The sequence below is a fragment of the Thermosynechococcus sp. genome (assembly GCF_025999095.1).
GTDB lineage: Bacteria > Cyanobacteriota > Cyanobacteriia > Thermosynechococcales > Thermosynechococcaceae > Thermosynechococcus.
The window spans coordinates 549,328-574,396 of the sequence record NZ_AP024678.1; the positions used below are offsets into that span (position 1 = coordinate 549,328).

The window sequence follows — 25,069 nt, forward strand, 5'->3', positions numbered from 1 at the left end:
ACTATCACGATTTTAGGGAAGGGTGGGAACGCCAAAAATCTTCTTTAGTCTTACTTCAACAATAAAAAATATCCTACGAATATGCTACCATTTGAGAGAATGCCGCGTGTCAACGGATATGGCGAAGGTTCTGGTACTCAATGCCTCCTATGAACCACTCAATATTACGAGTTGGCAGCGAGCAGTTGTCCTTTTAATCAAGGGCAAGGCAGAACAAGTCGAGCACAATGGCAAGATGGTTTACAATAATTTCCCCTTGCCGACCGTTATTCGTCTGCGGCATTACGTCGTTACTCCCTACAAAGAAATCCCCCTCACCCGCCGTAACATCTTGCATCGAGATGGCCACTCCTGCCAGTACTGTGGTTACACTGGTGATGAGTTGACCCTTGATCATGTGATTCCTAAGTCGCGCGGTGGCGGTGAAACGTGGGAGAATATTGTGACTGCCTGTGTTCGCTGTAACGTCAAGAAAGGGAATCGCACCCCCAAAGAAGCAAATATGCCCCTCCGGCAGACACCGCGCCGTCCCATTAGCAGTTTGTACTTTGAAGTCACAAAACACGTGCGCACGGGTACTCACCAAGAGTGGCGCAAATACGTCATCGGTGCCTAGTCTTAGCTGTGGGATTGAAAGCTGTGGCGAAGATTTAAGGTGTCCCTCCTTGAACAGGTTACCGATACTTGGGGGAATCCTCTGTGGCTAATCAGGTAACCCTTAAGGGCGGCTGGGGGCGATCACATATTCTAGTATCGTAGAGGAGAACCTCTTACCTTGGAAAACTCAAACTCAGGTCATTATGTCAGGTATTGAGATAGAAAACTTTAGTCAACTCTTTCCACTTTTTGGTGCCAGTTCCCAAGAGGCGCTTTCCTCAATGCTCTCAGTGGCCTGGCATAACACCTACCCGGCAGGGCGTGCCATTCTCATTGAAGATGCCTGGGGCAACGCGGTTTACTTTATCCTTTCAGGCTGGGTAAAGGTACGACACCTGCTGGCCAATGGCGATTTCCTGACGCTGGCGATTCTGGGGCCAGGGGATTTTTTTGGCGAAATGGCGATTCTTGACCAGTCTCCCCGCTCAACAGATGTGGTGGCGCTGTGTGCAGCGGAAGTTCTGTCGGTGCCGGCGCAAAAATTTGTCCATGTTCTGCGCCACGACCCAGACTTACACTATCGGATGCTGCAATTGATGGCACAACGACTACGCCTGACCAATGCTCGCATTGAATTGTTGCACAAACCTCCTGCTGTCAAACTCGCCCATGTCTTGGTGAATTTGGCACGGCGCTATGGTCAACCTCTGGGGGGTAATGCCAACACCGCTGTCATCTTCAATGTGCCCATCAAGGATTTAGCGGATGTAGCCAATATTAGCCCTGATGAGGCACAGCAACTGCTGGATAAAATGGTGGCGAAAAACTGGCTGAAAATTGACGCTGCCAAGCAACAACTACAAATTCTCAATTTGCCGCAGCTAGAGCAATTGGCACAGCAAGGGCTGAGTTAAAATTCCGTTGTCTTGTTGAGGAGCCGTGACCTCGCCTAGGATAGCAATAGTTGCACGCTATTTCTGCTATGGCGATCGCCCCCAACCTCTACGAACACACCTTGGTTCGTTACACGGATCCGCTGCACGCGACAGAACTTTTGCGGCAATATCGCCCGTACCTCGAAATGATTCCCAGTATGCGGCGACCTCAAGAGAGTTTAATTCCAATTCCGTTGCCGATCGCCCATATTCAGATTCCTGCGGCCACAACGACCAACCAACGTCCCCAGGTGAAGTCGGTGATGGTGCCCTGTGATTTGGTCTTTGTCATGTGCGATCCCGAGTGGAAAGTGAAAACCGACATTGAACTGCTGGTCTTTATTCATCGTCCGGGGGAAAGCTTTACAGAACTGCTAACCCGCTGGCGCCAATCCCAAGTGCTCCTCAGTCGCACTTATAGCTGGGATATGCCCTTGTCCCATCGGGATGTCTTTAGTGAGGGCGCTAATCGTCAATTTCCCCTCTTTGTTCTCTTTCAAGAAACCCTCGCCGTAATCAAGCGCGGTCTCAAAGCTGCCCGCTTACCCTACGTGATTGACACCACGATTCTTAAGGAACAGCCGTCTTCAGGCACAAAGCTTATGACGGGTTCATCAGAAAGTACAGAATAGGTTGATCGATATCACAACTGGCGAACAGTTCCATCACTGCCGCCTCCTTCGCCAAGAACAGAGAATACCACTATCGAGCTGAATTCTCGATATTGGTGAGTTGAATTGTTCTACGGTGACTATTCCCCTTCAACCTTCCTCCGACCGTCCATTGACAACGGATTTGGTGCGGCAGTATTTGCAAGAAATTGGCCGTGTACCCTTGCTCACCCCTAGCCAAGAACTGCGCCTTGCCCAACAGGTGCAACACTACCAAGCCCTGCTGGCAGTGCGAGATCAGTCCGATGATCCCCAGATCAAACGCTATGTGGCGGCTATTACGGAGCGCGATCGCGGGCAGCGGCAGTTGGGGCGTCCCCTAAACCGTGCCCAATGGGCTGGGCGACTCAATGTGAGTGAGGCTGAATTGCAAACCTGGGTGCAGGCGGGGCGTCAGGCTTGGGCAAAGGCAGCGAATATTACCCTAAGTGAACTGCAGCACATTGAGCGTCAAGGACAGCGGGCAAAAACCCAACTGCTGCAAGCCAACCTGCGCTTGGTCGTGAATATTGCCAAAAAATATCAACATCGCGGCGTGGAATTTTTAGATTTGATCCAAGAGGGGAGTTTGGGTCTAGAACGTGCCGTTGAAAAATTTGATCCGACCAAGGGATTTCGCTTTAGCACCTATGCCTATTGGTGGATTCGCCAAAGTATCACCCGTGCTGTTGCTAGCCAAAGCCGTACAATCCGCCTACCCATTCACATGGTGGAAAAGCTCAATAAAATTAAGCGTGTCCAACGGCGTCTTGCGGCTCAACAGGGAGCGATGCCCAGTCTGGCAGACATTGCCCAAGAACTGAATCTTGAGGTGTCGCAGGTGCGGGAGGTGCTGATGGCGGTTCCCAAATCCGTGGCCTTAGAACAGCGGGTTGGTTCCGACCAAGAAACAGAATTGCAGGAGTTGATTGAATCCCCTGCCCCTACCCCCGATGAGGTGATCCTGCGTGAGTCCCTACGTACGACTTTGAAGCAACTTTTGCAGGATCTATCCCCCCGTGAGCGCCAAGTGATGGAACTGCACTATGGCCTAGGGGAACAGCCTGCCCTTGAGATGGCGGAAATTGCAGTACTGCTGGGACTGAGTCGGGAGCGGATTCGCCAAATTGAGCACCGCGCCCTGCAAAAATTGCGGCAATCCCAACGGCGGCGGGAAATTCAAGACTATCTGGAGGAGTTTGCCTAGGAGGTCGCCAACTGAATGCCGTGGGGACAGCACTCACATACCCATAGATCAAGGTCGGGGTCTGGTAGGGCGCGCCGTACCCGTTGCATGATCCTGTAGCCCTCATCGGCAGAGGGCGCTAGGGCAAAAACCGTTGGCCCGGATCCCGACATCATGCTGGCGATCGCCCCCGTAGCGAGGAATTGCTCCTTTAGCTCTGCCACCAAGGGATAGCGGGGCAACACTACTTTCTCTAAATCATTACGGAGGTTGGCGGCCAATTGGGCGATATCACGCTGCTGAATGGCCTGTAATAGGATTGCGGATCCCCCCTCCTGGCGGGCTTTTTCCTGCTCACTGGGGGTTTGGGCATAGGTGGCGGCAAATTCCTGCCGATAGGTTTGATAGGCCCAAGGGGTAGCCACACTTAGGGAGCGATACTTCCCTAGAATCACAGTTAATCCCTGTAAATCCGCCAGGGGAGTCAACTGTTCACCGCGCCCTAAAGCCAGGGCAGTACCCCCCTGCAGACAGAAGGGAACATCGGCCCCCAATTGCGCTGCAAAGGCTTGCAATTCTTCTTGGGTCAATCCCAACTGCCACAGGAGATCTAAGCCCACGAGTACCGCTGCTGCATTGGTTGACCCTCCCGCCAAGCCCGCCCCCAGAGGAATCCGTTTTTCAATGAAAATTTCAATACCATCGCGATCGGGAAAATGCTGCTGGAGCAATGCCGCGGCTTTGTAGGCAAGATTTCGTTGATCGCAGGGAACAGCGGGGTTCGTGCAATGAACCTTAATCTCGCGATCGCGCCGAGGGATGAGTTCAATGCGATCCATGAGGGAAACCGCCTGCATGACCATGACCAGCTCGTGGTAACCACTACCATCCAAACAGTTGCCAATAATTTGTAAAAAGAGATTAATTTTGGCAGGCGCCAGCAGACGATACACGTAACCCCATCCTCACAACCACCTCGTTCAATAGCATATTATTCTTCTATTACTGTTTGGCAGGCTCTAACGAGAAGTCCCCATGGTGTTGGCACGCATGATTGAACTGTTGCAGTTGCCCTTTATGCAGCGAGCACTGTGGGCAGGCATCTTTACGGGAGGGATGGCGGGTGCCCTCGGCAGCTTTACCATCCTGCGGCAACTGTCCTTTTTTAGTGATGCTTTGGGGCATTCGGCACTACTGGGAATTAGTTTAGGGATTATTCTGGGGCTGAATCCGTCCGTGATGTTGCTGCCCTTTGCGGTGGTTTTTGCCCTTGGTGTCACCTATTTGCTCGAGCATGCCCGGCTGTGGACCGATGCCCTCTTGAATATCATCTATTCAGGATCGTTGGCACTGGCGGTGGTGCTGCTTAGTTTGAGCGATCGCTACCAAGGGGGGTTGAATAACCTACTGTTTGGCGATATTTTGGCGGTGCGCCCAGCCGATCTGGTTATGAGTGGCACACTCTGCACCCTTGTTGGCATTTTCATCCTGCTCACGTTACGGGTGCAATTGTTAATCACGGTGAATGAGGCTTTGGCAGTGGCCCAGGGGGCGGCAGTGAGAACGCAGCGTTTACTCTTTATTACCCTATTAGCCTTGGTGGTGGCAGTCTCCATTAAAACAGTAGGGGTACTCCTGATCAGTGCCTTTGTCGTCATCCCCGCCTGTGGTGCCCGCCTTTGGAGTCGGCAATTTTCGCAGTACGTGGTTTTGGCAGCCCTAGTGGGGGTGGGCAGTGCCATTGTCGGCATGTTCGTGTCAGCAGGCATGAATTGGCCCTCTGGGCCCAGTATTGTTGTCTGTCAACTGGCGTTCTTTTTAATCTCAATTGCGCTTAACTCACTGCCAGGGGCGTGGGTCCATAGAGGGCAGAAATCTCCAACAAGCTAAGGCGTGAACGCGCGGTTAAGTCTAAGGGGGAGCGATCGCCCCGCTGGAAATGGTCGACCGCCGCACAGCCAATCATTGCCGCATTATCGGTACACAGCCGCAGGGGCGGAAAAATTAACCGTAGGCCCAAGGGTTCAGCAGCCGCAGTGAGGTGTTGTCGCAGGCCAGAATTTGCCGCGACTCCTCCCCCAATGGCGAGGGTTTGGAAGCCATGATCCACCGCTGCCGCGATCGCCCGCTTGGTCAAGGCCTGGGCCACAGCCTTCTGAAAACTGGCCGCGAGGTCAGCCACCGGCAACTCAGTATGGCTTTGACGCAGCTCCTCCACCAGCCGTGCCACTGCCGTTTTCAGGCCACTAAAACTGGAATCGTAGGGATGCACCTTGCCATCTGGGAGGCGGATATTTCCCTCTGGTAGATCAAAGGCCTCTGGATTCCCCTGCTGGGCCCAGCGATCGAGGACTGGTCCCCCCGGATACCCCAAGCCCAGTAGGCGGGCTACCTTATCGTAGGCTTCCCCTGCTGCATCATCCCGCGTTTGCCCCAAAAGCTGGTACTCGCCACAGCCATAAACGCCAATGAGACTGGTATGCCCACCAGAGACCAAAAGGCAGAGAAAGGGTGGTTCAAGGGTTGGGTCCGCCAAGTAGGAGGCATAGAGGTGGCCTTCAAGGTGGTGAATTCCCAAGAGGGGTTTTTGCTGCACAAGGGCAAGGGTTTTGGCGGCCGTAACCCCAATAAGCAGTGACCCTACCAAGCCGGGGGCACAGGTGACGGCAATGGCATCAATGGCAGACCAATGGCAACCAGCCTCGTCCATCGCTGTTGTGATGACCGCATTAATGTTTTCGAGATGGGCACGGGCGGCAACTTCCGGCACCACACCGCCAAAGGGTTGATGGGCGCGCACTTGGGAGGCAATCACATTACTTTCAATGGCGCGATCGCGCACTACGGCAGCAGCCGTTTCATCGCAACTGGTTTCAATGGCCAGAATTCTTACCATCGAGCAGACTTGGGCCTCAACCTAGAGCCTCTCTTAAGTCTAACCTGTTTTTCAAATAAACTTGTTGAGGGGTGTTTCCGCAATGCCGTGAATTCTTGGGGTTTCAAGCCGCGCTACGGTGAAGATTCCTAAGAATCTCCTAAATCCCGATCAAGAACTAGGATATACTATGGGTTAGGCAATCTGCTCAATGTCGTGCGTGGGCCAAATGTCTTGTGGAACTGTCTGCCAAAAGTGAGTACGCCCTCTTGGCGCTCTTGGAAATGTCAGCGGCCTATGAACAGGCGGAGCCGCTACAAATTCGCCAAATTGCTGCCATGCACAACATTCCCGATCGCTATCTGGAGCAACTGATGGCAACCCTCCGCCGCAAGGGTCTCATTCGCAGTCAGCGGGGTGCACGGGGTGGCTACTTGCTGGCAAAAGCACCTTGGCAAATCTCAATTTTAGACGTGCTCAACTGTATTGAGGGAATCGAGTCCAAGCTGGCGCAAAAGCTGCCCGACAACGGTGATCTGGAACGTAGCTTGATCCGCTCAGTGTGGCTTGAGGCCTGTGAAGCGGCCAAGGATGTCTTGAAAAAGCACACCCTTCAGGATTTGTGCGATCGCCGGCAGGCTTACCAGCAAGTGGATGTCATGTACTACATCTAGGCTGGGGCTGGCATTCATCGGATTTTCCTAACCTTTTTGTCTTGAATTGGAGATTGACACCCCCATGAATATTGCCCCCGATATTACTGCCCTCATTGGTCGGACGCCCCTCGTACGCCTGAACCGCATTCCCCAGGCGGAGGGCTGTGTTGCAGAAATTGTTGTCAAGCTAGAGAGCATGAATCCTGCGGCCTCGGTTAAGGATCGCATTGGCCTCAGTATGATTCAGGAAGCAGAAGCAGCGGGTCTCATTGCCCCTGGTAAAACGGTTTTGGTGGAGCCGACATCGGGAAATACCGGGATTGCCTTGGCAATGGTAGCAGCCGCAAAGGGCTACCGGTTGATTCTCACCATGCCAGAAACCATGAGTGCAGAGCGCCGAGCCATGCTGCGGGCCTATGGAGCAGAGCTGGATTTGACCCCCGGCACCGAAGGGATGAGTGGCGCTATTCGTCGTGCTGAAGAGATTACTGCCTCCCTTGAAAATGCTTTCATGTTACAACAGTTCAAAAATCCCGCCAATCCAAAGATTCACCGTGAAACCACTGCCCTCGAAATTTGGCAAGATACGGACGGCCAAGTCGATATTTTGGTGGCTGGCGTTGGTACGGGGGGCACGATTACGGGGGTGGCAGAAGTGATCAAAGCCAAGAAGCCTACCTTTCAGGCGATCGCCGTCGAACCCAGCAATAGCCCCGTTCTTTCAGGAGGCAAACCGGGACCCCACAAAATTCAAGGCATTGGTGCTGGCTTTGTACCCCCCGTTCTCAAACGAGAACTGATTGATGAAGTCATCCCTGTCTCCGACGATCAAGCCATCCATTTTGGTCGCCGCTTAGCCCGTGAGGAAGGCCTCCTCTCAGGAATTTCCAGCGGGGCTGCCCTTTGTGCGGCTATTCAGGTGGCTCAACGTCCTGAAAATGCCGGTAAGTTAATTGTCATGGTGCAGCCGAGTTTTGGCGAGCGCTACTTGACCACTCCCCTGTTTCAGGATGCCCTGCCCTTGGTACCCAGTTACTTGCAAAGTTAGGCACAATTGCGTTTACACTCCCAGGGCGTCACATCTCCCTTGAACGCCAAATTGGCATTTGGGAAGCTGGGCAATCATCAGCCTAGCTGAGGACAAGCCACAGCTGCCCCTGTAATGATAGCCTTGGGAGATATAGCTATCCCAACAAAGAATGAGAGACTATCCAGCACAATACCAGCACACTAATCGCGAATCACCTCATAACACTTATCTGTTTTTTCGGCTGATGCCCCTCTGGTGAAGGGCGTAACTCATCCTGAAAATTTGTACCTGAAATCGCTGGGCATGATCGATTAAACGGTCATCGGAGTGTGCAGCGACATCTGCCGCTAACGCCTCCCAAACCACTTTCCAAGGACAACGGGGGACCACCGTGGGCGCTGAGTTGTCTCACTTCAGCCACAGCAAATCGCCACTCGCATCTGTCGAGCCATCATCGACCACAATAATCTCATCCGCTGGACTGCTTTGTGCCCGTACACTTTCCACAGCTTTTATAAAGCTTTTATATTTATAGTATGTGGTGCTTTGGCAAGGATTTGCTCTTGGCCTACACGAGTCTCGTCGGGATTGCGCACTTGCCATAAACGGAGTTAGTGCTAGCTGGCGATCGCCTGTAGAATGCCCGAAGCTGCTTTCATGGCGGGGGTACCTGAGGGGCCATTCAGGTCTGGCCAGTCTGGGGTGTCTTGATAATGCTTGGCGAAGTTTAGTGCTCCCTTAGCTTCTGCGACGGCAATGGTGGGGTTCATCGGATCCGCGGAGAAATCACTACTGAGCGCTTCTGAACGGATGACCGCAGGAGAAATTGGCAACTCACTGTGGAGCCAGTCCTTGGTGGCGATCGCCCGCTGCTGAAAATCTTCGGTGTAAAGCAGTAGCACCTGTTTGATAGGGTGTTGCTTGTCTTGGACTAGAAACTTAGTGAGTGAGACAATTCAGCGTTCCTGATTGGTTTTCTCAGGGCAAGCATCCTGATCACCCACAAAAGCAAGCAAAATACTAGCCTTGGAGTCCATAGGAATTTTTTAAGATTTTTTGATTTGGCTAAGCATCTATAGCCTTAGAATATGGCTGTGTCTGCAGCGATGCTGGTGCCATTGCCAAGCGTGGTGAATGATCTGCTCAATGTCGGGGTACTGGGGCTGCCAGCCTAGGATGCGACGGGCGCGATCGCTATTGGCAATGAGGATCGCGGGGTCTCCTGCCCGGCGATCGCCTTCAATGACTGGAATCGAACAACCTGTGACCCTCTGAGCTGTTTCAATAATTTGCCGCACTGAAAACCCTTGGGCATTCCCCAAGTTAAAAATTTCCGAGTTGCCGCCGCTCAAGAGGTACTTTAATCCCAGCACATGGGCTTCGCTTAAGTCCACGACATGGACATAGTCGCGAATGCAAGTGCCATCGGGGGTAGGATAGTCTGTACCATAAATGGCGATGTGGGGGCGTCGTCCCATGGCTGCCTGCAAGACGAGTGGAATCAGATGGGTTTCTGGATGGTGATCTTCCCCTAGACGAGAGTGGGGATCCGCACCCGCGGCATTAAAATAGCGGAAAATCAAGGACTTGAGGCCGTAGGCACTGCCCATATCGGCAACTATTTGCTCCACCATCCACTTAGAGCGACCATAGGGATTAATGGGGGCACAGGGGCAGGTTTCGCAAATCGGTACCTCTGGAGGCAAGCCATAGACTGCGGCTGTGGAAGAAAAGATAAAATAGGGAATCTGGGCAGCCACCATCGCCTGTAAGAGGGTCAGGGCCCCATGGACGTTATTTTGATAAAAGCGATCGGGATAGCGGATAGACTCGCCCACCTCAATGTAGGCAGCAAAATGCATCACTGCCGTCACAGGATAGGTTTGAAAAAGCCAATCTAAGAGGGGGCGATCGCCAATATCACCAACAATGAGTTCTGTTTTGAGGACCGACTCCACCAAGTCGCGGTGTCCCCGCTCCAGCGTATCTAAAATAAGCACTTGAAAGCCGGCCTGCTGGAGTGCCAAAACGGTATGACTACCGATATAGCCCGCGCCCCCTGTCACCAGAATCAGCGGCGAATTATTATCATTGTTGGTTGTCATTAAAGCCTATCTGTTACACTAGGAGGACACCTACCGATTCTGCCATGACCAGTGACTTGCACCATGAAATCACCCAAGAGGTGAAACGACGTCGTAATTTTGCCATTATTTCCCACCCAGATGCCGGGAAAACGACGCTCACAGAAAAGTTACTGCTCTACGGTGGTGCCATTCACGAGGCAGGAGCCGTCAAAGCACGGCGAGCTCAGCGCCAAGCTACCTCCGACTGGATGGCCATGGAGCAACAGCGGGGCATTTCGATTACCTCCACGGTCCTGCAGTTTGAATATCAAGGTTATCAGATTAACCTCCTGGATACCCCTGGTCACCAGGACTTCAGTGAAGATACCTATCGCACCCTGGCGGCGGCTGATAATGCAGTGATGCTTGTGGATGCGGCCAAGGGTCTAGAGCCCCAAACCCGCAAGCTCTTTCAAGTGTGCCAGTTGCGGGGTTTACCGATTTTTACCTTCATCAACAAGCTGGATCGGCCGGGGCGCCAGCCTCTGGAACTCATTGACGAAATTGAACAGGAGCTGGGGCTAATTCCCTATCCGGTGAACTGGCCGTTGGGAATGGGCGATCGCTTTCGTGGTGTCTATGATCGCCTGCGGCAGAACTTTCACTTCTTTGAGCGCACGACCCACGGTAGCCGTGCTGCGGCTGAAACGGTCATTGCCCTCGGGGATCCTGCCATTGATCCCTACATTGAGCCCTATCGGCTGGAATACAATCAACTTAAGGATGAACTGGAACTGCTCGATGGCCTGGGTGCTGAGCTAGACCTTGATCTTGTGCATCGCGGCAAAATGACCCCTGTCTTCTTTGGCAGTGCCATGACCAACTTTGGCGTGCGCCTGTTTCTGGAGCACTTTTTAACCTATGCGCTGCCGCCTGTGGCCTACAGGAGCGATCGCGGGCCCATTGATCCAACTCAGGAGCAGTTCACGGGCTTTGTGTTTAAGCTGCAGGCCAATATGGATCCCAAACATCGCGATCGCGTGGCCTTTGTGCGGGTCTGTAGCGGCAAATTTGAGAAAGACATGACCGTGAACCATGCCCGCACCGGCAAAACTATCCGCCTCTCCCGTCCGCAAAAACTCTTTGCCCAAGGTCGCGAATCCCTGGAAACGGCCTATGCGGGTGATGTCATTGGCCTGAATAATCCGGGAATGTTTGCCATTGGCGACACCCTTTATGTCGGCCGAAAATTGGAATACGAGGGGATTCCCTGCTTCTCGCCGGAACTTTTTGCCTATCTGCGCAACCCCAACCCCTCCAAGTTCAAATCCTTCCAAAAGGGAGTCAACGAACTGCGGGAAGAGGGCGCCGTGCAAATCATGTACTCTACCGATGAGTCCAAGCGGGAACCGATTCTGGCGGCGGTGGGGCAACTGCAATTTGAAGTGGTGCAGTTTCGCCTGTTGCATGAATACGGCGTGGAAACTCGCCTTGACCCTCTCCCCTATACCGTTGCGCGTTGGGTACTAGATGGTTGGGCAGCCCTCGAAGCAATTGGCCGCATCTTTAATGCAGTAACCGTCAAAGATAGCTGGGGACGGCCCGTGCTGCTCTTTAAGAATGAGTGGAATCTGCAACAGACAATGGCAGATCATCCAAAATTGCGCCTGAGCGCGATCGCCCCCCCTACTGCTGCGGTGCCTGCCTAGCTGCCCCATGAGTAGCGTCTATACCCGTCCCCTCGCTCGCCTCATTGAGCAGTTGCAGCGCCTGCCAGGGATTGGTCCAAAGACCGCCCAACGGCTGGCTCTTCACCTCATCAAACGGCCCGAAGCGGATATCCAAGCCCTAGCTCAAGCCCTTCTTGAGGCCAAACAACAGGTGGGGCTGTGCTCAATTTGTTTTCACCTCTCGGCAGAGCCGGTGTGCGAAATCTGTGCCTCGCCCCAGCGAGACAGTCACACAATTTGCGTGGTTGCGGATTCCCGCGATGTCATTGCCATTGAAAAAACCCGCGAGTACCACGGCAAGTACCACGTTTTGGGCGGACTCATTTCACCCCTAGAGGGTATTACCCCCGAACACCTCCACATTCAACCGCTCCTGCGGCGCGCCAGCCAACCGCAAGTGGCAGAAGTGATCCTGGCCATCAATCCCAGTATCGAAGGGGAAACCACCACCCTCTATGTCGCGCAGTTGCTGCGCCCCTTTGTCAAAGTAACCCGCATTGCCTTTGGCCTACCCGTGGGCAGTGATCTCGACTATGCCGATGAAATAACCCTGGCCCGAGCCCTCGCTGGCCGCCGTGAGATCGAGTGGCAGTAGTTAGTGTCCCCCCTGCAAGCGCCGCAATGCTGTCACAATTTGGTGGATAGCTCGCTTCAGTTGTTCCACCTCCTGGTGTAACCGCTGGTTTTCAGCTTCTAGGGTAGCAAGGCGATGTTCATCGCCACCACTGCCGGTTGCTGCCGGTTGCTGTTGCAGTTGAGCAACTGTTGCTTGGAGTTGAGCAAAGTCATTTGCACTGACAGCTTGTGCCTGCAAGGCTTGAATGGCGCCCTCAAGGGTGGCCAGTTTGTCGTAGACGGGGGTGAGATCCCCAGCTACTGGAGCAGCCACTTCCGTAGGAACTGCCGCTTTGACGGGTCTGGGCTTACGGGCCTTGCGAAAGGCTTCTTGAATTGCTGCTTCCAGTTGTTCTTTTTCAAAGGGCTTCTCGATAAACTCAAACCACTCAAAGGGTTCTTGGAGCTTCTCGGTGACCTCTTCCTTACGCCCCGACATGATCACGAGGGGAATAGCGCCTAGAAGATCATTTTTCTGCAATTCCTGGTAAACTTCCCAACCGCTGACCTTCGGCAGCAGAAAATCCAGCATGATCAGGGTTGGATCAGACTGCTCAATGAGTTGCAGCCCTTCACGGCCATCCTTGGCCTCCAGAATCTCATAGTCACCCTCTGGCAACATTTCACGGACGCGCATCCGGATGACTTTACTGTCATCAATGACAACGACTTTACGGCTACTCACGGAAACACTCCATTCCTCTACGAGATTTCTATACAAGATATGGTGAATAGAGGGCGACAGTGGCATGATCACTACGTGATTTCAACCTTAGCATAGCCATGTCTTTTCCAGTTGGCCACCGGCGATCGCCCCCACCCGCCCCGCAAAAATTCGCGGCAAATCGCCCCAGCAGAATGTCACAATAGAAGTCTCACCCTCATTCAAGATTTGTTCAATATCCATATGCCAGAGTCTGCTGCTGCCCCTATTCACCTCCCCAAAACCAGTGAGTCAGAGCGGCTAAAGCGTATTCGCCACACCACGTCCCATATTTTGGCAATGGCCGTCCAGAAGCTGTTTCCCAAAGCACAGGTAACGATTGGCCCTTGGATTGAAAACGGGTTTTACTACGACTTTGACCACCCAGAACCCTTCAGCGAAAAAGACCTGAAGCTCATTGAAAAGGAGATGGTCAAGATCATTAAGCGCAAGTTACCAGTCATCCGCGAGGAAGTGAGCCGTGAGGAGGCGGAGCGCCGCATCCGTGAGCTGGGGGAACCCTACAAGCTAGAAATTCTCCAAGACCTCGAAGAACCAATTACGATTTACCACTTGGGGGATGAGTGGTGGGATCTCTGTGCAGGGCCCCACGTTGAAAATACCGGCGAGATTAATCCCAAGGCGATCGCCCTCGAAAGTGTTGCCGGTGCCTACTGGCGGGGGGATGAAACCAAAGCCCAACTCCAGCGCATCTACGGCACCGCCTGGGAAACTCCAGAACAACTGGCAGAGTATAAACGCCGCAAAGAAGAAGCCCTCCGCCGCGATCACCGCAAGGTGGGTAAAGAACTAGGCCTGTTTATCTTTGCCGATCCGGTGGGGCCAGGGCTACCCCTATGGACCCCTAAGGGAACTATTTTGCGCTCAACCCTGGAAGACTTTCTCAAAAAAGAGCAACTGAAGCGGGGCTATCTACCGGTGGTCACTCCCCACATTGCCCGTGTGGATTTGTTTAAGACCTCTGGCCACTGGCAAAAGTACAAGGAGGATATGTTTCCTCTGATGGCCGAAGATGCTGAGGCTGCCGCCCACGAGCAGGGGTTTGTCCTCAAGCCAATGAACTGCCCTTTCCACATTCAAATCTATAAAAGTGAGCTGCGCTCCTATCGCGACTTACCGCTGCGGCTGGCGGAATTTGGCACTGTCTATCGCTATGAGCAATCGGGAGAATTGGGGGGCTTAACACGGGTACGCGGCTTTACGGTGGATGACTCCCATCTCTTTGTCACCCCAGAGCAGTTGGATGCCGAGTTTTTGAATGTGGTTGACCTCATCCTTACCGTTTTTCGCTGTCTGCGCCTAAATAAATTCAAGGCCCGCTTGAGCTTTCGCGATCCTAAATCCGACAAATACATTGGCTCCGATGAGGCGTGGTCAAAGGCGGAATCCGCAATTCAGCGCGCCGTAGAACAGTTGGGCATGGAGCACTTTTTAGGCATTGGTGAAGCCGCCTTCTATGGGCCGAAACTGGACTTTATCTTTGAGGATGCCCTCGGTCGTGAGTGGCAGTTGGGAACGGTGCAGGTGGATTACAACCTGCCTGAGCGCTTTGATTTAGAATACGTTGCTGAGGACAATACCCGCCGCCGACCAGTGATGATTCACCGGGCTCCCTTTGGCTCCCTGGAGCGGCTTATTGGCATCCTCATTGAGGAGTATGCCGGGGATTTCCCCTTTTGGCTGGCACCGGAGCAAGTGCGCCTGTTGCCTGTGGGGGATGAGCAACGTCCCTATGCCCAACAGGTGGCGGCGCAACTGCAAGAGCGGGGGGTGCGCGTGAGCGTGGATCGCAGTGGCGATCGCTTGGCCAAACAAATCCGCAATGCTGAAACCCAGAAAATACCGGTGATGGGCATCATTGGCGCTAAAGAAGTGGCAAGTCAGACGGTGAGTATTCGCACCCGTGCTGTGGGGGATGTCGGTACCTTTGCCGTTGGTCATTTGCTCGAAAAGCTGACATCGGCAATGGATGCCATGCAGGGTGAGGTTGAGTGGGCTTGAGCTCTAAATCTCAGTTTTGCTCCCAAATGTGCTCCCAAAGAGGAGAGAAATGGGGCTGGGGTGCAGTAAATCCGATAAGCTTAAAAGGAGTATCGCGGCTGGGAGTTGTTACCTGTGAATTCAGCCCCCTTGCCCTGACTACTCAGCTCTTTGGCAGTTTTACTCACCCCTGTTCAATAAGGCTGTTCAATAAGGCGATAGTTTTGAGACGGTTCTATGCTTGTGCTTGGGAAAAAGGTGGTGACCCATGACTGAGACACCCGTTTTAGCAACAACGATTTTGCAGCAATTACAATGGCGGTATGCCACAAAAAAGTTTGATCCTGGCCGCAAAATTCCTGAAGATCTTTGGCAAGTGCTCCTGCAAAGCCTGGTCCTTGCCCCTTCCTCCTTTGGTCTGCAACCGTGGAAGTTTTACGTCATTGACACCCCAGAACTGCGGCAGGCGCTGCTGCCTCACACCTGGAATCAACGGCAGGTGGTGGATGCCTCTCACTTAGTGGTCTTTGCGATTAAAAGTAATCTCAATGCTGCTGATGTTGATCGCTACCTTGCGCGGCAAGCAGAAGTTCACAATACATCTGTGGAAAAATTACAAAACTACGGTAATTTGGTCAAGGGCTTTTTGCAATCGCCCCCCTATCCTCTCAACATTGATGAATGGTCAGCCCGCCAAGTCTATATTGCCTTGGGGCAGTTCATGGTGACGGCGGCTTTGCTTGGAATTGACACCTGTCCGATGGAGGGCTTCTTGCCCCAAGAGTACGACCGCCTGCTGGATCTCCCTACCCAAGGCTACCATGCCGTGGTTGTCTGTGCAGCGGGCTATCGTGCGGCGGATGACAACTATGCAAGGTTGCCCAAGGTGCGCTATCCCCTAGAGGCGGTTGTGGAAGTGCGTTAGAATTGCCCGCCTGACGCCAATGAGCATGGGTTAAGCTAGAAATAGCTCCCTACAAACGTTTGTATGTCTTTGCACACCGATGATCCCATCGACCACAATTTAGCTGATTTAGACATCGTTCCCGCCAAAGAAGAAGAGCACTTTGAACCTCCTAACATTGTTATTCGCGAGATGGGGATTGATGACATTGCCCCCGTGTTTCACCTTGGCGAGGAACTTTTTACGAGTGATTTGTATCCTTCCCTCTATCGCATCTGGGATGAATGGGAGGTGATTGGTTTCTATAACACCGATCCCGAATACTGTCTGGTGGCCGAAGCCGATTCGCAGGTGGTCGGGTTTATCTTGGGCACAATTATTAGCAAAGCGCCGTGGGTTTATGGCTACATTAACTGGCTAGGGATCCACCCGCAGTATCAACGGCGGGGTATTGCCGATAAGCTGGTGGATAAGCTCATCGAACGCATGATTGAAGAGGGGGCACGGTTTATGCTGGTGGATACCGACCCTGCGAATACCCCCGCAGTGAAGTTTTTTACCCGTAAGGGTTTTGGCAATCCGCGGCGGCATGTCTTTTTTTCGTTAAACTTAACCAAGCACGAAATCTATGGCCGGCTCATTGCCTACGAGCGCGATCGCTCCGAGCGACTGAGCTATCGTCGTCCCCGCCGCCGTTGAAAAGTTAGGTAGTGATTCCCTGGAGGTGTCTGCCCCGGTGACTCTTTATTCTGACCCCTCAGATGAGGTTCCCGTTCCTGCCCATATTCATTACGAGCTAGTGCTGAAAATTTTGGAACAGGTTTCCTTACCCGCCCTCCCCCCCAACTCTACTGCCTATCAACAACTCCACAGTGCGGTCATTCATCTGCGCAAAGCCCTACGGCTGCAAAAGCAGTTTGAGGAGGAATGGCAACTGAGCGGCGGCAGTGTTGAATACCAGTGGTCACTGCAGCGCGATCGCCCCCAAGCTCAGGGCAAATAGCCCAGTCCCAAGAGCAGGCTACTCCAAAAATGCAGTTGCACGGCAATAAATTTTGAGTTCTTGATTTGCTCAGGCACACTGTGAAATTGCGCCAGCCGCCGGCACAAATAAATGGCCCAGGGGAGTGAAGCCAAAGCCAGCAGTGTTGGCCACGGCAGGACTCCCCAGGCGACACTGGCCACCAACACCCCATAAAACAGACCACAGGCACCATAGACCAGTTGGGCACTGCGAGCCGTCCCTAGGCGTGCCACCGGGGAACGTTTGCCAGCGGCCAGATCATCGGCCACCTGGTGAAAGTGGGAGCAAAAGAGAATTAGCGTGGTTGTCAGACCATTGAGGATGGCCACCGGCCAGATGTGGGAACTAAACATTTGCACTTGGCTATAGTAGGCAGCCGCGATCGCCAAGGGGCCAAAGCAGATAAAACAAATCGGCTCCCCCAGGCCCAAATAGCCCAAACGAAAGGGCGGGCCTTGATAGCTATAGCCCAGGGCACAGCAGAGCAATACCAACCCTAAAACCGTTGCATCCTGTTGCAGCCAACTAATGGCGGCAATCCCCAATAGCCCCAGGAGTAAGCACAGGTTGCTCAGCCAAAAGATCAGTTGCTTTTTGCCCGTGAGATTGACCACAGAATGGTACTTGTGGCGATCGATCCCCGTTTCGGCATCAAACACATCATTACTGAGATTCAGCCAAACCAAAATCAGCACTGCCGCTGTCAGAAACAGACTAAAAGGCCACCAGTGCACCCGTCCTGTCTCGGCGATCGCCACCGCCGTGCCCAACCAAATGGGCATCACCGCCACGCTGTACATGGGAAGTTTAATCGCCGCCCACCATAAACGCGAGCGATCCATCGATTCTGAGGAACGAGCCATCTCCCTTAACTTTGAGTCACCTTGGTCAGCATATCATTGCTGCCCCTGCCCATAGATCGCTTGTTTTGCTGCCCAAATCGCTTGCCGCAACGCTGGATTGTTCAGCTTATAGCTATAGACGCCCAAATCCCGGGCTAAGGCCACCAGTTGTGGGCGGTTTAGCCGCTCTAGCTCGGCGCTCGTCAGGGTTTCAATAGTGGGTTGAGGGGGGCACAGTTGGCGTTCAAGGGCCGCCACTTGCTGTTCTAGGGCACTCAGGCGTTGTAAAACCGTTGGACAGGTCATCTCCGTCGGCTGAAGGGATTGTTGCAAAAGTCTCCGAATTGCCTCACTCAGGGAACCGCATCCCTGCTGCACCTGCCAGCGTTGAAGTTGGCCATAGAGTTTGGCATCTAAACGAACGGTGATCTGTTTGTGGCGCCTGCCTGAAATTATCTAAAAAAAACCGACAAACTGACCTACAGTCTGTCGGCTCGTTGTGTGTTCCCTGTTGATGACTCGGATAGTACTGAGTCACTATCTAGTATGACCTATCCCTCGATAGAATGACTGTGACGATGATCACAACTTAGCCGCCTTTGATTGCGTTTCGCCAAAGTCTCTCATTTGAATTGCTGAATCTCCTATGACCTCTACCCTCGACGGCACGATTCTTTTGCCCCAGAAACCCCTCAGTGCTTCCCCGCGACGGCGTTTACTCCATGTGAATGGGATAGGTAGCGATGCTGCCAAGCAACGGCGGGATTTGAACCGCCTTGCCGAACTCACGGCCACTTATCCTTTAGAAATTCGTGGCATTCACAATCAAACCCATGGCTTCCAAGCGGATCTCTTGGAAAGTTTCCTCGGTAAGGCAGAACTCTACCATTTTTGGTCCCAGACCGCAGCTCCCGACCCCAGCAAGGATCGCCGCTATCAGTATGCCAAACTCCTTGGCCAACTGGTGAGCAAAGATCTTGCCGACGATGCCGATATTCTAGCGATCGCCCAACCCAGCCAAATCCAACAGCGCCCCCTCGATATCAATAGTACCGCTGAGCTCACGAAACTCCTTGATCTATCATTCCTACAAAAATTGAGCTGGTGGGATTTTGCCCAGTATCTCTACGGTGCTTTTCCAGCCGGGGCGCCACGTCCCACCCTGCGGTTGGCCTATGAAATTGTCAAGGGGTTACAAGCGGGGGCTGAATTGTATCTTGTTGCCCATAGCCAAGGGTTAATTATCACTGCCGTTGCCTGTCACATTGTCCGCCAATTATTGCTGCCGCAAACGAAATGGATGGAGACCGTTCACCTCATTGGCTATGGCCCCGCCATTTTCTTTGCGGATTTACCCCCAGAGCTCCAGCCGCGAACCATCTTAATTCAACACCGTCAAGACGTGGTGGCCGAAACCCTGAGCAATCTCCGCAATGTAGATTTATGGACCAGCGTGCAAACCCAAATGGCAAAAGCCATTCACTACGCCGATGATCTGCTGAAGGTTCTGGATCAAGATAGCCACCACTCTGCTAGTTTCTATTTGGGGTTACAGGGTAGCCCCAGCGGCCGGCGATCGGCAGAACTGATACAGATTTTATTGACCCAAAGTTGGACAGCTACCCCCAGTCTTGCGGTTCTTGGGGGCACACGGCTAATCCTTGAACTTTAGCGGATGAGTGGCAGAAGCGGCTATCCTAGTAGAGAGAAAGAAATAGGAAGTAAGGACACAATAGAACGCAAATGAAGGGTCTAGAAAAGATTATCCCCCTAGATGGACGGGATGTTAAGGTAGTATTGCAAAAATTTGCCCCCCAAGCCGCCGGCTCCATTCTCATTAGTTCGGGAGAAACGGCTGTACTTGTAACGGCCAATCGTGCTGCCCCCCGCGAAGGTATTGATTTTTTGCCCCTGGTTGTGGATTACGAAGAGCGCCTCTATGCCGCTGGCCGGATTCCCGGGGGTTTTTTACGGCGTGAGGGGCGCCCCCCCGAAAAAGCCATTCTCATTGGGCGTCTGATTGACCGGCCGCTGCGCCCTCTGTTTCCCCAATGGTTGCGCGATGATCTCCAAGTGGTGGCAACGACGGTTTCCCTCGATGAAAATGTTCCCCCCGATGTGTTGGCGGTAACGGGAGCCTCAATTGCCGTTCTCTTGGCACAAATTCCCTTTAATGGTCCGATGGCGGCGGTGCGCGTCGGCCTGGTGGGGGATGAGTTTGTTATCAACCCCACCTACAAAGAAATTGAGCGCGGTGGCTTGGATCTTGTCGTTGCCGGGTCCCCCGATGGTGTGGTGATGGTGGAGGCCGGTGCCAATGAACTGCCGGAAGCCGACATGATTGAGGCCATTGACTTTGCCTATGAGGTGATCCAGGACCTGATTCAAGCGCAGCGGGATCTCCTCAAGGAATTGGGCATTGACATTGTCCGCGCTGAGCCACCGGCCATTGACCCCACCTTAGAAAACTTTATCTACGATCGCGCTGCTCAACCAGTCAAAGCCATTCTCAAACGCTTTGAAAAGGACAAAAATGTCCGGGATGCGGCCCTCGACGAGGTGCAAGGGGCGATCGCCCAAGAAATTGCTGCCCTGCCCGAAGATCACCCGGTGGCTGTGGCGGCGGCGGAAAACCCCAAAGCCCTACCCACCCTCTTTAAGGCCGTCACGAAAAAGCTCATGCGGCAGCAAATTATTGAGGAAGGGGTGCGAGTGGATGGCCGCCGTCTCGATGAAGTGCGTCCTATTTGGTGTGAGGTGGGGGTTCTCCCAGAGCGGGTTCATGGCAGTGCCCTCTTTAATCGTGGCTTGACGCAGGTGATGTCCGTGACCACCCTCGGTTCGCCTGCCGATGCCCAAGCCCTGGATGATCTGCATCCTGAGGACAGCAAACGTTATCTGCACCACTACAACTTTCCTCCCTACTCCGTCGGTGAAGTCAAACCCCTGCGATCGCCGGGGCGGCGCGAAATTGGCCATGGTGCCCTTGCTGAGCGTGCCCTTGAACCCGTCCTTCCCCCCAAGGAGGAGTTTCCCTACGTGATCCGGGTGGTATCGGAGGTGCTCTCGTCCGATGGCTCGACCTCCATGGGATCCGTTTGTGGTTCCACCCTCTCCTTGATGGATGCCGGGGTACCAATCCGCAAGCCCGTCAGTGGTGCGGCCATGGGGTTGATCAAGGAGGGCAATGAGGTGCGCATCCTGACCGACATTCAGGGGATTGAAGACTTCCTTGGCGACATGGACTTCAAAGTGGCCGGCACCGATAGCGGCATCACCGCCCTGCAAATGGATATGAAAATTACCGGCTTGCCCGTTGCCGTGATTAAGCAGGCGATCGAACAGGCGCGGCCGGCGCGGCTCCATATCCTTGAGAAAATGCTAGCGGTGCTCGATAAACCCCGTCCACAACTGCCCCCCAGTGCGCCACGGCTGCTGACGTTGCAAATTCCCCCCGATATGATTGGCCTGGTCATTGGTCCAGGGGGCAAAACTGTGCGCGGTATCTCTGAGCAATACAACGTCAAGGTGGACATCAGCGAAGAGGGGCTAGTCACCATTACTGCCCCCAATGAAACCAATGCGAAGCAAGCCCGGGCTGCCATTGAGGGCCTAACGCGAAAGCTCAACGCCGGTGATGTCTATCTGGGCAGGGTGACACGGATTATTCCCATCGGTGCGTTTGTCGAGTTTCTGCCGGGCAAAGAGGGGATGATCCACATTTCCCAGTTGGCGGAGTATCGCGTCGGTAAAGTCGAAGATGAAGTGAAAATTGGCGATGAAATTGTCGTCAAAATCCGTGAGGTGGACAGCAAAGGCCGCATTAACCTCACCCGCCTTGGCATTCATCCCGACGAAGCGGAAGCTGCCCGCAGTAGCTCGATGCTCTAAAACCAATGATCACCATGCCTGAGTCATCACTGCATACCTTTCTCTTGGAGGTGGGGACCGAGGACCTGCCTGCCCGTTTTGTCAGTAGTGCCCTCCGCCAGTGGCACACTTTGATTCCGCAAACCCTCAAAGAGCAGGGACTTACGGGGAAGGTCCAGGTTTGGGGAACCCCCCGCCGCCTGGCAGTCCTGATTGAAGGGCTACCGCCCCAACAGCCGGATCAAGCAATTGAGATCAAAGGGCCAGCGGCCACCGTGGCCTTTCGGGAAGGGGAACCCACCCCTGCCCTATTGGGGTTCCTGCGATCGCGCCAAGGCACCCTCGAGGAGATTGAAATTCGCGCCACAGAAAAGGGGGAGGTGGTCTATCTCAAGCAAGTTCGCCCTGGCCAACCAACTCCTCAACTCTTGACCGCCTTGGCGCAACAGTGGATTGCTGCCCTTGAGGGTCCTCGCTTCATGCGCTGGGGAGATGGCGATCTGCGCTTTTCCCGTCCCATTCGCTGGTTGGTGCTGCTGTGGGATGAGCAGGTGTTGCCCTTGGTCTTGGAAAGTCATTCTGTGTCCATTGCCAGCGATCGCACCACCTATGGCCATCGGGTGCTTTCTGAAGGCGCTATTGTCCTTAACCATGCCCAAGACTACGCCTCTGCCCTTGAAAAGGCAGGGGTCCTGGTGGATCCAGAAGCCCGCCAGCAACGGATTCGCGAGCAAATTGCCGCCCTTGCTGCCCAGGCAGGGGGATGGGTAGATTTAGAAGTGCCCCTTTTGGAGGAAGTCACCCACCTTGTGGAATGGCCCACAGCGGTCTTGGGGAGTTTTGAAGCCCGGTTTCTTGCTCTGCCCCTTGAGGTGATTACCACCGTATTGGTGTCCCATCAGCGGTATTTTCCCGTGTACACCGATGCGACTCGCCAGGCGTTGCTGCCGGTGTTCATCACGATTAGCAATGGCGATCCGGCGGCCACGCCCTTAATTCGTGCTGGGAATGAGCGGGTGATTCGGGCCCGCCTAGCGGATGCTGAGTTCTTCTACAGAGCGGATACGGCACAGCCCCTAGAGCACTACTGCGGAAAACTAGCCACGGTGACCTTCCAAGATGAATTGGGATCGATGGCGGACAAAGTGAAGCGGCTAACCGCTCTGGCGCGTCAAATTGCCACCGCTTTAAATTGTGCGGCTGCGGATATTGCTGCCATTGAACGCACAGCTTGCTTATGCAAAGCGGATCTAGTGACGCAGATGGTGGGGGAATTTCCTGAACTGCAGGGCTACATGGGACAAGTCTATGCCAGGGTCTCTGGGGAAGCCCCAGCGGTGGCCATGGGAATTTTTGAACATTATCTGCCTCGTTTTGCTGGCGATCGCCTGCCCCAAAGCCTCACGGGTCAGGTGGTGGGATTGGCTGATCGCTTGGATACCCTCGTCTCCCTCTTTGGCCTCGGCCTGTGTCCCACGGGTTCTTCGGATCCTTTTGCCCTACGGCGGGCGGCCAATGGGGTAATCACCATCCTCTGGCAGGGGGAACACCACCTAAATCTCCTCGCTCTGCTACAGGAGGCTGCCCAAGCCTTTTGTCGCCAATTTGCTGCCAAGCTCAGTGCCGCTGATTTAGAACAGCAACTGCGGCAGTTTTTTAGCCAACGGCTGCGGACACTGCTTCAAGAAGACCTAGGCATTGAGTATGACTTGGTGAATGCTGTGATTCCAGAGGATCAGCCGGAGTTGCAGACTCGTGCCCTCCAGGATGTGGTTGATGCCCGCGATCGCGCCCAATTTCTGCAAAAACTGCGCCAATCTGGTGACCTCATGGCCATTTACCCCACGGTGAACCGCGCTGCTCGCTTAGCACGCCAAGGCACCCTAAAGACAGACTGCCTCAATATCCGCGCAGTCAAGGCCAAGCACCTGCAAGCCCCCATTGAAAAGGAATTCTACAGTGCCCTCAAGGACATCTTGCCAACGGTGCAACAGGCCCAGGGGCAGCGGGCCTATGGCGAAATTGTGCGTGCTTTAGCCTCCCTTGCCCCGATTGTCAGTCGCTTCTTCGATGGGGAAGAAAGTGTGTTGGTGATGGCAGAGGATGCGACGCTGCGTGCCAATCGTTTAGCCCTCCTTGGTCTGTTGCGCAACTGTGCGGCAATTATTGGCGATTTTGGGGCGATTGTCCAAACCGAGAGCGTTCCATCAGCCCCATAGTTCTCAAACGTTTGGCAGGAATTTGGGCAAGCCTAAAAGTGTTGCTTAGCTCACAGCGGCAACGCATAATTGAGAGTACCCCAATTGAGAATTGCCGTGGCCTGTTCATCTGAACAGTTACTCAGTTGGTCTTTAGCCTGTTTGCGAGAATTGCCATGACTGCTGAACCGCCCGCCAAGCGCCCCCGCGCCAAGAAGACCCCAGCGACGCCGCCAACGCCTTCCCCTGATTTAGAAACCAAGCCTCGCCCGGAAATTCTCGGTGTTGCCGCAGCGGGTAGCTCACTGCCCAAGGTCAATGCTGCTCCTGAAGAACCCATTCCTAGGCAACCGGATCTTCCTTCCTGCCCCCAACCCATCCCACCCCCCAGTGAACGGATGCAATATCGGGCGATCGGAGTTGTGCGGGGTCGCTATATACCCGCTTCGGAGCAGGAGTTCAACCGAGGGGTAATGATTACCGAGGATGGTGTGGAAATTGAAACCGTCCTCTTGGGGCAGGTGATGAACCTGATTAAAAAGTATCTCGACTTGAATGAACCCCACCTCTGGGTAGTCTACCCGCGCACCCGTGATGCTGACAAAAACAAAGAAGCGGTGAAACTGCACCTGCAAATTGTCGGCGTATGGGAACCGGAGCGCCTGCAACAGGCCAATGCCACAGCAGTGGATCCCGGCGTCAATGACGGTTACTTTTCTGTACGCGGAGAAGTGATCTTCAACTCCCAAGAAAAGAACTTTGTCGTCGTTAAAATCCAGCAGTTGCCGCGGCGGCGGGGTGAAAAACCCAAGGCCTTTAAACTCAAACTGCAGGGGACAGTCCCCATGAAGTCACCAGGATACTTTTGGGATCTTCAAGTGCAGCGGCAGGGAACACAGTTAGTGGTCCAGGAGGCAACCACAGTGGGCATTCTGCCCCCGCGCAAAATCAAGAAGCCCAAGAAGAAAGCCAAGGCCAAGGCGCGGCTAGCCCGCCCCCAGCGCCCCGCTGCATCGCCCCCAGCGCCCCGTCCGACGTCCTTTCGCTCGGTTCGGCGATCGCCCAACCCACCACTGAACTAGCGCCAAACCATGGCTTGTCAAGGTGTTGTAAATTTTTGTAAATTTGTTCCACTGCCCACAACAGCTCAAACCCGGTACTTATCATTTAGCCTACCAACTGCGAGG

General features: G+C 53.8%; 26 protein-coding genes and 1 pseudogene. 17 read left to right on the top strand and 10 right to left on the bottom strand.

The genetic code is table 11. The annotated features are described in order from the left end of the window. Positions 1-118 precede the first annotated feature (118 nt). The 4 genes from Q0W94_RS02765 to Q0W94_RS02780 all read left to right on the top strand — a co-directional run bounded on the left by Q0W94_RS02765 (position 119) and on the right by Q0W94_RS02780 (position 3,389). Positions 119-616, top strand: coding sequence for an HNH endonuclease (locus Q0W94_RS02765; protein ID WP_011056347.1), 498 nt, complete (start codon positions 119-121; stop codon positions 614-616). Between the two features lie 184 nt (positions 617-800). Then, a complete protein-coding gene (locus tag Q0W94_RS02770) occupies positions 801-1,511 on the top strand; it encodes a Crp/Fnr family transcriptional regulator (protein WP_297760788.1) in 711 nt (236 codons plus the stop codon). 50 nt (positions 1,512-1,561) lie between these two features. Further along, positions 1,562-2,164: a hypothetical protein gene (locus tag Q0W94_RS02775; protein WP_297760791.1), complete on the top strand. Its 603-nt coding sequence runs from the start codon at positions 1,562-1,564 to the stop codon at positions 2,162-2,164. A gap of 115 nt (positions 2,165-2,279) precedes the next feature. After that, positions 2,280-3,389, top strand: coding sequence for an RNA polymerase sigma factor, RpoD/SigA family (locus tag Q0W94_RS02780; protein ID WP_297760795.1), 1,110 nt, complete (start codon positions 2,280-2,282; stop codon positions 3,387-3,389). Here Q0W94_RS02780 and ispE read toward each other — a convergent pair. Continuing rightward, positions 3,386-4,321 carry a 4-(cytidine 5'-diphospho)-2-C-methyl-D-erythritol kinase gene (gene ispE / locus Q0W94_RS02785; protein WP_297760798.1) on the bottom strand — a complete coding sequence of 312 codons (936 nt, stop codon included), beginning with the start codon at positions 4,319-4,321 and terminating at the stop codon, positions 3,386-3,388. The genes Q0W94_RS02780 and ispE overlap by 4 nt on opposite strands. 82 nt (positions 4,322-4,403) lie before the next feature. Here ispE and Q0W94_RS02790 point away from each other — a divergent pair, with 82 nt between their 5' ends. Then, a complete protein-coding gene (locus Q0W94_RS02790) occupies positions 4,404-5,258 on the top strand; it encodes a metal ABC transporter permease (protein WP_297760801.1) in 855 nt (284 codons plus the stop codon). Here Q0W94_RS02790 and tsaD read toward each other — a convergent pair. After that, positions 5,203-6,264, bottom strand: coding sequence for a tRNA (adenosine(37)-N6)-threonylcarbamoyltransferase complex transferase subunit TsaD (gene tsaD, locus Q0W94_RS02795; RefSeq protein ID WP_297760804.1), 1,062 nt, complete (start codon positions 6,262-6,264; stop codon positions 5,203-5,205). The two genes, Q0W94_RS02790 and tsaD, sit on opposite strands and share 56 nt — an antisense overlap. A gap of 215 nt (positions 6,265-6,479) precedes the next feature. On the opposite strand from tsaD, the gene Q0W94_RS02800 reads away from it, so the two are divergent. Beyond that, positions 6,480-6,917, top strand: a complete 438-nt coding sequence (locus tag Q0W94_RS02800; RefSeq protein ID WP_297760807.1) for an Rrf2 family transcriptional regulator — start codon at positions 6,480-6,482, stop codon at positions 6,915-6,917. A 64-nt stretch (positions 6,918-6,981) separates the two neighbouring features. Next, positions 6,982-7,947 carry a cysteine synthase A gene (gene cysK / locus Q0W94_RS02805; RefSeq protein ID WP_297760810.1) on the top strand — a complete coding sequence of 322 codons (966 nt, stop codon included), beginning with the start codon at positions 6,982-6,984 and terminating at the stop codon, positions 7,945-7,947. A gap of 207 nt (positions 7,948-8,154) precedes the next feature. Here the strand turns inward: cysK and Q0W94_RS12345 are convergent, their stop codons facing one another. The 4 genes from Q0W94_RS12345 to galE form a co-directional block, all read right to left on the bottom strand. Continuing rightward, positions 8,155-8,319, bottom strand: a complete 165-nt coding sequence (locus Q0W94_RS12345) for an IS630 transposase-related protein (protein WP_399372070.1) — start codon at positions 8,317-8,319, stop codon at positions 8,155-8,157. 18 nt (positions 8,320-8,337) lie between these two features. After that, on the bottom strand, positions 8,338-8,532 hold the full coding sequence (locus Q0W94_RS12255) for a glycosyltransferase (RefSeq protein WP_315863083.1): 195 nt from the start codon (positions 8,530-8,532) through the stop codon (positions 8,338-8,340). Between the two features lie 14 nt (positions 8,533-8,546). Further along, positions 8,547-8,831 (bottom strand): hypothetical protein, encoded by a 285-nt coding sequence (locus tag Q0W94_RS02810; protein WP_297760812.1) that lies wholly within the window; start codon positions 8,829-8,831, stop codon positions 8,547-8,549. A 171-nt stretch (positions 8,832-9,002) separates the two neighbouring features. Further along, the gene (galE, locus tag Q0W94_RS02815; protein WP_297760815.1) at positions 9,003-10,034 is read right to left on the bottom strand and encodes a UDP-glucose 4-epimerase GalE; all 1,032 of its coding nucleotides are present in this window, start codon (positions 10,032-10,034) and stop codon (positions 9,003-9,005) included. 44 nt (positions 10,035-10,078) lie between these two features. On the opposite strand from galE, the gene prfC reads away from it, so the two are divergent. Both prfC and recR read left to right on the top strand, forming a co-directional pair. Continuing rightward, positions 10,079-11,704 (top strand): peptide chain release factor 3, encoded by a 1,626-nt coding sequence (prfC, locus tag Q0W94_RS02820; protein WP_297760818.1) that lies wholly within the window; start codon positions 10,079-10,081, stop codon positions 11,702-11,704. A gap of 7 nt (positions 11,705-11,711) precedes the next feature. After that, positions 11,712-12,320, top strand: coding sequence for a recombination mediator RecR (recR, locus tag Q0W94_RS02825; protein WP_297760821.1), 609 nt, complete (start codon positions 11,712-11,714; stop codon positions 12,318-12,320). Between the two features lie 165 nt (positions 12,321-12,485). Here recR and Q0W94_RS02830 read toward each other — a convergent pair. Next, positions 12,486-13,025 (bottom strand): annotated as a pseudogene (locus Q0W94_RS02830) (response regulator); the annotation flags it as partial. A gap of 87 nt (positions 13,026-13,112) precedes the next feature. Further along, the gene (locus Q0W94_RS02835) at positions 13,113-13,247 is read right to left on the bottom strand and encodes a hypothetical protein (protein WP_297760827.1); all 135 of its coding nucleotides are present in this window, start codon (positions 13,245-13,247) and stop codon (positions 13,113-13,115) included. Here Q0W94_RS02835 and thrS point away from each other — a divergent pair, their 5' ends adjacent. The 4 genes from thrS to Q0W94_RS02855 all read left to right on the top strand — a co-directional run bounded on the left by thrS (position 13,248) and on the right by Q0W94_RS02855 (position 16,951). Further along, complete coding sequence (thrS, locus tag Q0W94_RS02840) at positions 13,248-15,065, top strand: threonine--tRNA ligase (protein ID WP_297760830.1); 1,818 nt, start codon at positions 13,248-13,250, stop codon at positions 15,063-15,065. 247 nt (positions 15,066-15,312) lie between these two features. Beyond that, entirely contained in the window at positions 15,313-15,969 is a 657-nt protein-coding gene (locus tag Q0W94_RS02845) for an NAD(P)H-dependent oxidoreductase (RefSeq protein WP_297760833.1), read from the top strand. Positions 15,970-16,032: 63 nt separating this feature from the next. Beyond that, on the top strand, positions 16,033-16,647 hold the full coding sequence (locus Q0W94_RS02850) for a GNAT family N-acetyltransferase (protein WP_297760836.1): 615 nt from the start codon (positions 16,033-16,035) through the stop codon (positions 16,645-16,647). A 37-nt stretch (positions 16,648-16,684) separates the two neighbouring features. Then, positions 16,685-16,951 (top strand): DUF5340 domain-containing protein, encoded by a 267-nt coding sequence (locus Q0W94_RS02855; protein WP_297760840.1) that lies wholly within the window; start codon positions 16,685-16,687, stop codon positions 16,949-16,951. Here the strand turns inward: Q0W94_RS02855 and menA are convergent. After that, positions 16,939-17,835: a 2-carboxy-1,4-naphthoquinone phytyltransferase gene (gene menA, locus Q0W94_RS02860; protein ID WP_297760843.1), complete on the bottom strand. Its 897-nt coding sequence runs from the start codon at positions 17,833-17,835 to the stop codon at positions 16,939-16,941. The genes Q0W94_RS02855 and menA overlap by 13 nt on opposite strands. 33 nt (positions 17,836-17,868) lie before the next feature. After that, positions 17,869-18,147: a hypothetical protein gene (locus Q0W94_RS02865; RefSeq protein ID WP_297760848.1), complete on the bottom strand. Its 279-nt coding sequence runs from the start codon at positions 18,145-18,147 to the stop codon at positions 17,869-17,871. A gap of 313 nt (positions 18,148-18,460) precedes the next feature. Between Q0W94_RS02865 and Q0W94_RS02870 the strand changes: the two genes are divergently transcribed. The 4 genes from Q0W94_RS02870 to Q0W94_RS02885 all read left to right on the top strand — a co-directional run bounded on the left by Q0W94_RS02870 (position 18,461) and on the right by Q0W94_RS02885 (position 24,964). Further along, on the top strand, positions 18,461-19,486 hold the full coding sequence (locus Q0W94_RS02870; RefSeq protein WP_297760851.1) for a hypothetical protein: 1,026 nt from the start codon (positions 18,461-18,463) through the stop codon (positions 19,484-19,486). Between the two features lie 71 nt (positions 19,487-19,557). After that, on the top strand, positions 19,558-21,705 hold the full coding sequence (locus Q0W94_RS02875) for a polyribonucleotide nucleotidyltransferase (protein ID WP_297760854.1): 2,148 nt from the start codon (positions 19,558-19,560) through the stop codon (positions 21,703-21,705). A 14-nt stretch (positions 21,706-21,719) separates the two neighbouring features. Then, on the top strand, positions 21,720-23,903 hold the full coding sequence (gene glyS, locus Q0W94_RS02880; RefSeq protein WP_297760856.1) for a glycine--tRNA ligase subunit beta: 2,184 nt from the start codon (positions 21,720-21,722) through the stop codon (positions 23,901-23,903). A gap of 155 nt (positions 23,904-24,058) precedes the next feature. Next, the gene (locus Q0W94_RS02885; protein WP_297760859.1) at positions 24,059-24,964 is read left to right on the top strand and encodes a hypothetical protein; all 906 of its coding nucleotides are present in this window, start codon (positions 24,059-24,061) and stop codon (positions 24,962-24,964) included. Positions 24,965-25,069 lie beyond the last annotated feature (105 nt).

Excerpts from the sequence above, each read along its gene's own strand:
- menA (WP_297760843.1), bottom strand. The coding sequence starts at position 17,835 with ATGGCTCGTTCCTCAGAATCGATGGATCGCTCGCGTTTATGGTGGGCG.
- galE (WP_297760815.1), bottom strand. The coding sequence starts at position 10,034 with ATGACAACCAACAATGATAATAATTCGCCGCTGATTCTGGTGACAGGG.
- Q0W94_RS02845 (WP_297760833.1), top strand. The coding sequence starts at position 15,313 with ATGACTGAGACACCCGTTTTAGCAACAACGATTTTGCAGCAATTACAA.
- prfC (WP_297760818.1), top strand. The coding sequence starts at position 10,079 with ATGACCAGTGACTTGCACCATGAAATCACCCAAGAGGTGAAACGACGT.
- Q0W94_RS02850 (WP_297760836.1), top strand. The coding sequence starts at position 16,033 with ATGTCTTTGCACACCGATGATCCCATCGACCACAATTTAGCTGATTTA.
- thrS (WP_297760830.1), top strand. The coding sequence starts at position 13,248 with ATGCCAGAGTCTGCTGCTGCCCCTATTCACCTCCCCAAAACCAGTGAG.
- Q0W94_RS02790 (WP_297760801.1), top strand. The coding sequence starts at position 4,404 with ATGGTGTTGGCACGCATGATTGAACTGTTGCAGTTGCCCTTTATGCAG.
- Q0W94_RS02870 (WP_297760851.1), top strand. The coding sequence starts at position 18,461 with ATGACCTCTACCCTCGACGGCACGATTCTTTTGCCCCAGAAACCCCTC.
- Q0W94_RS02770 (WP_297760788.1), top strand. The coding sequence starts at position 801 with ATGTCAGGTATTGAGATAGAAAACTTTAGTCAACTCTTTCCACTTTTT.
- Q0W94_RS02835 (WP_297760827.1), bottom strand. The coding sequence starts at position 13,247 with ATGGATATTGAACAAATCTTGAATGAGGGTGAGACTTCTATTGTGACA.
- cysK (WP_297760810.1), top strand. The coding sequence starts at position 6,982 with ATGAATATTGCCCCCGATATTACTGCCCTCATTGGTCGGACGCCCCTC.
- Q0W94_RS02765 (WP_011056347.1), top strand. The coding sequence starts at position 119 with ATGGCGAAGGTTCTGGTACTCAATGCCTCCTATGAACCACTCAATATT.
- Q0W94_RS12255 (WP_315863083.1), bottom strand. The coding sequence starts at position 8,532 with ATGGCAAGTGCGCAATCCCGACGAGACTCGTGTAGGCCAAGAGCAAAT.
- glyS (WP_297760856.1), top strand. The coding sequence starts at position 21,720 with ATGCCTGAGTCATCACTGCATACCTTTCTCTTGGAGGTGGGGACCGAG.
- tsaD (WP_297760804.1), bottom strand. The coding sequence starts at position 6,264 with ATGGTAAGAATTCTGGCCATTGAAACCAGTTGCGATGAAACGGCTGCT.
- Q0W94_RS02885 (WP_297760859.1), top strand. The coding sequence starts at position 24,059 with ATGACTGCTGAACCGCCCGCCAAGCGCCCCCGCGCCAAGAAGACCCCA.
- Q0W94_RS02875 (WP_297760854.1), top strand. The coding sequence starts at position 19,558 with ATGAAGGGTCTAGAAAAGATTATCCCCCTAGATGGACGGGATGTTAAG.
- recR (WP_297760821.1), top strand. The coding sequence starts at position 11,712 with ATGAGTAGCGTCTATACCCGTCCCCTCGCTCGCCTCATTGAGCAGTTG.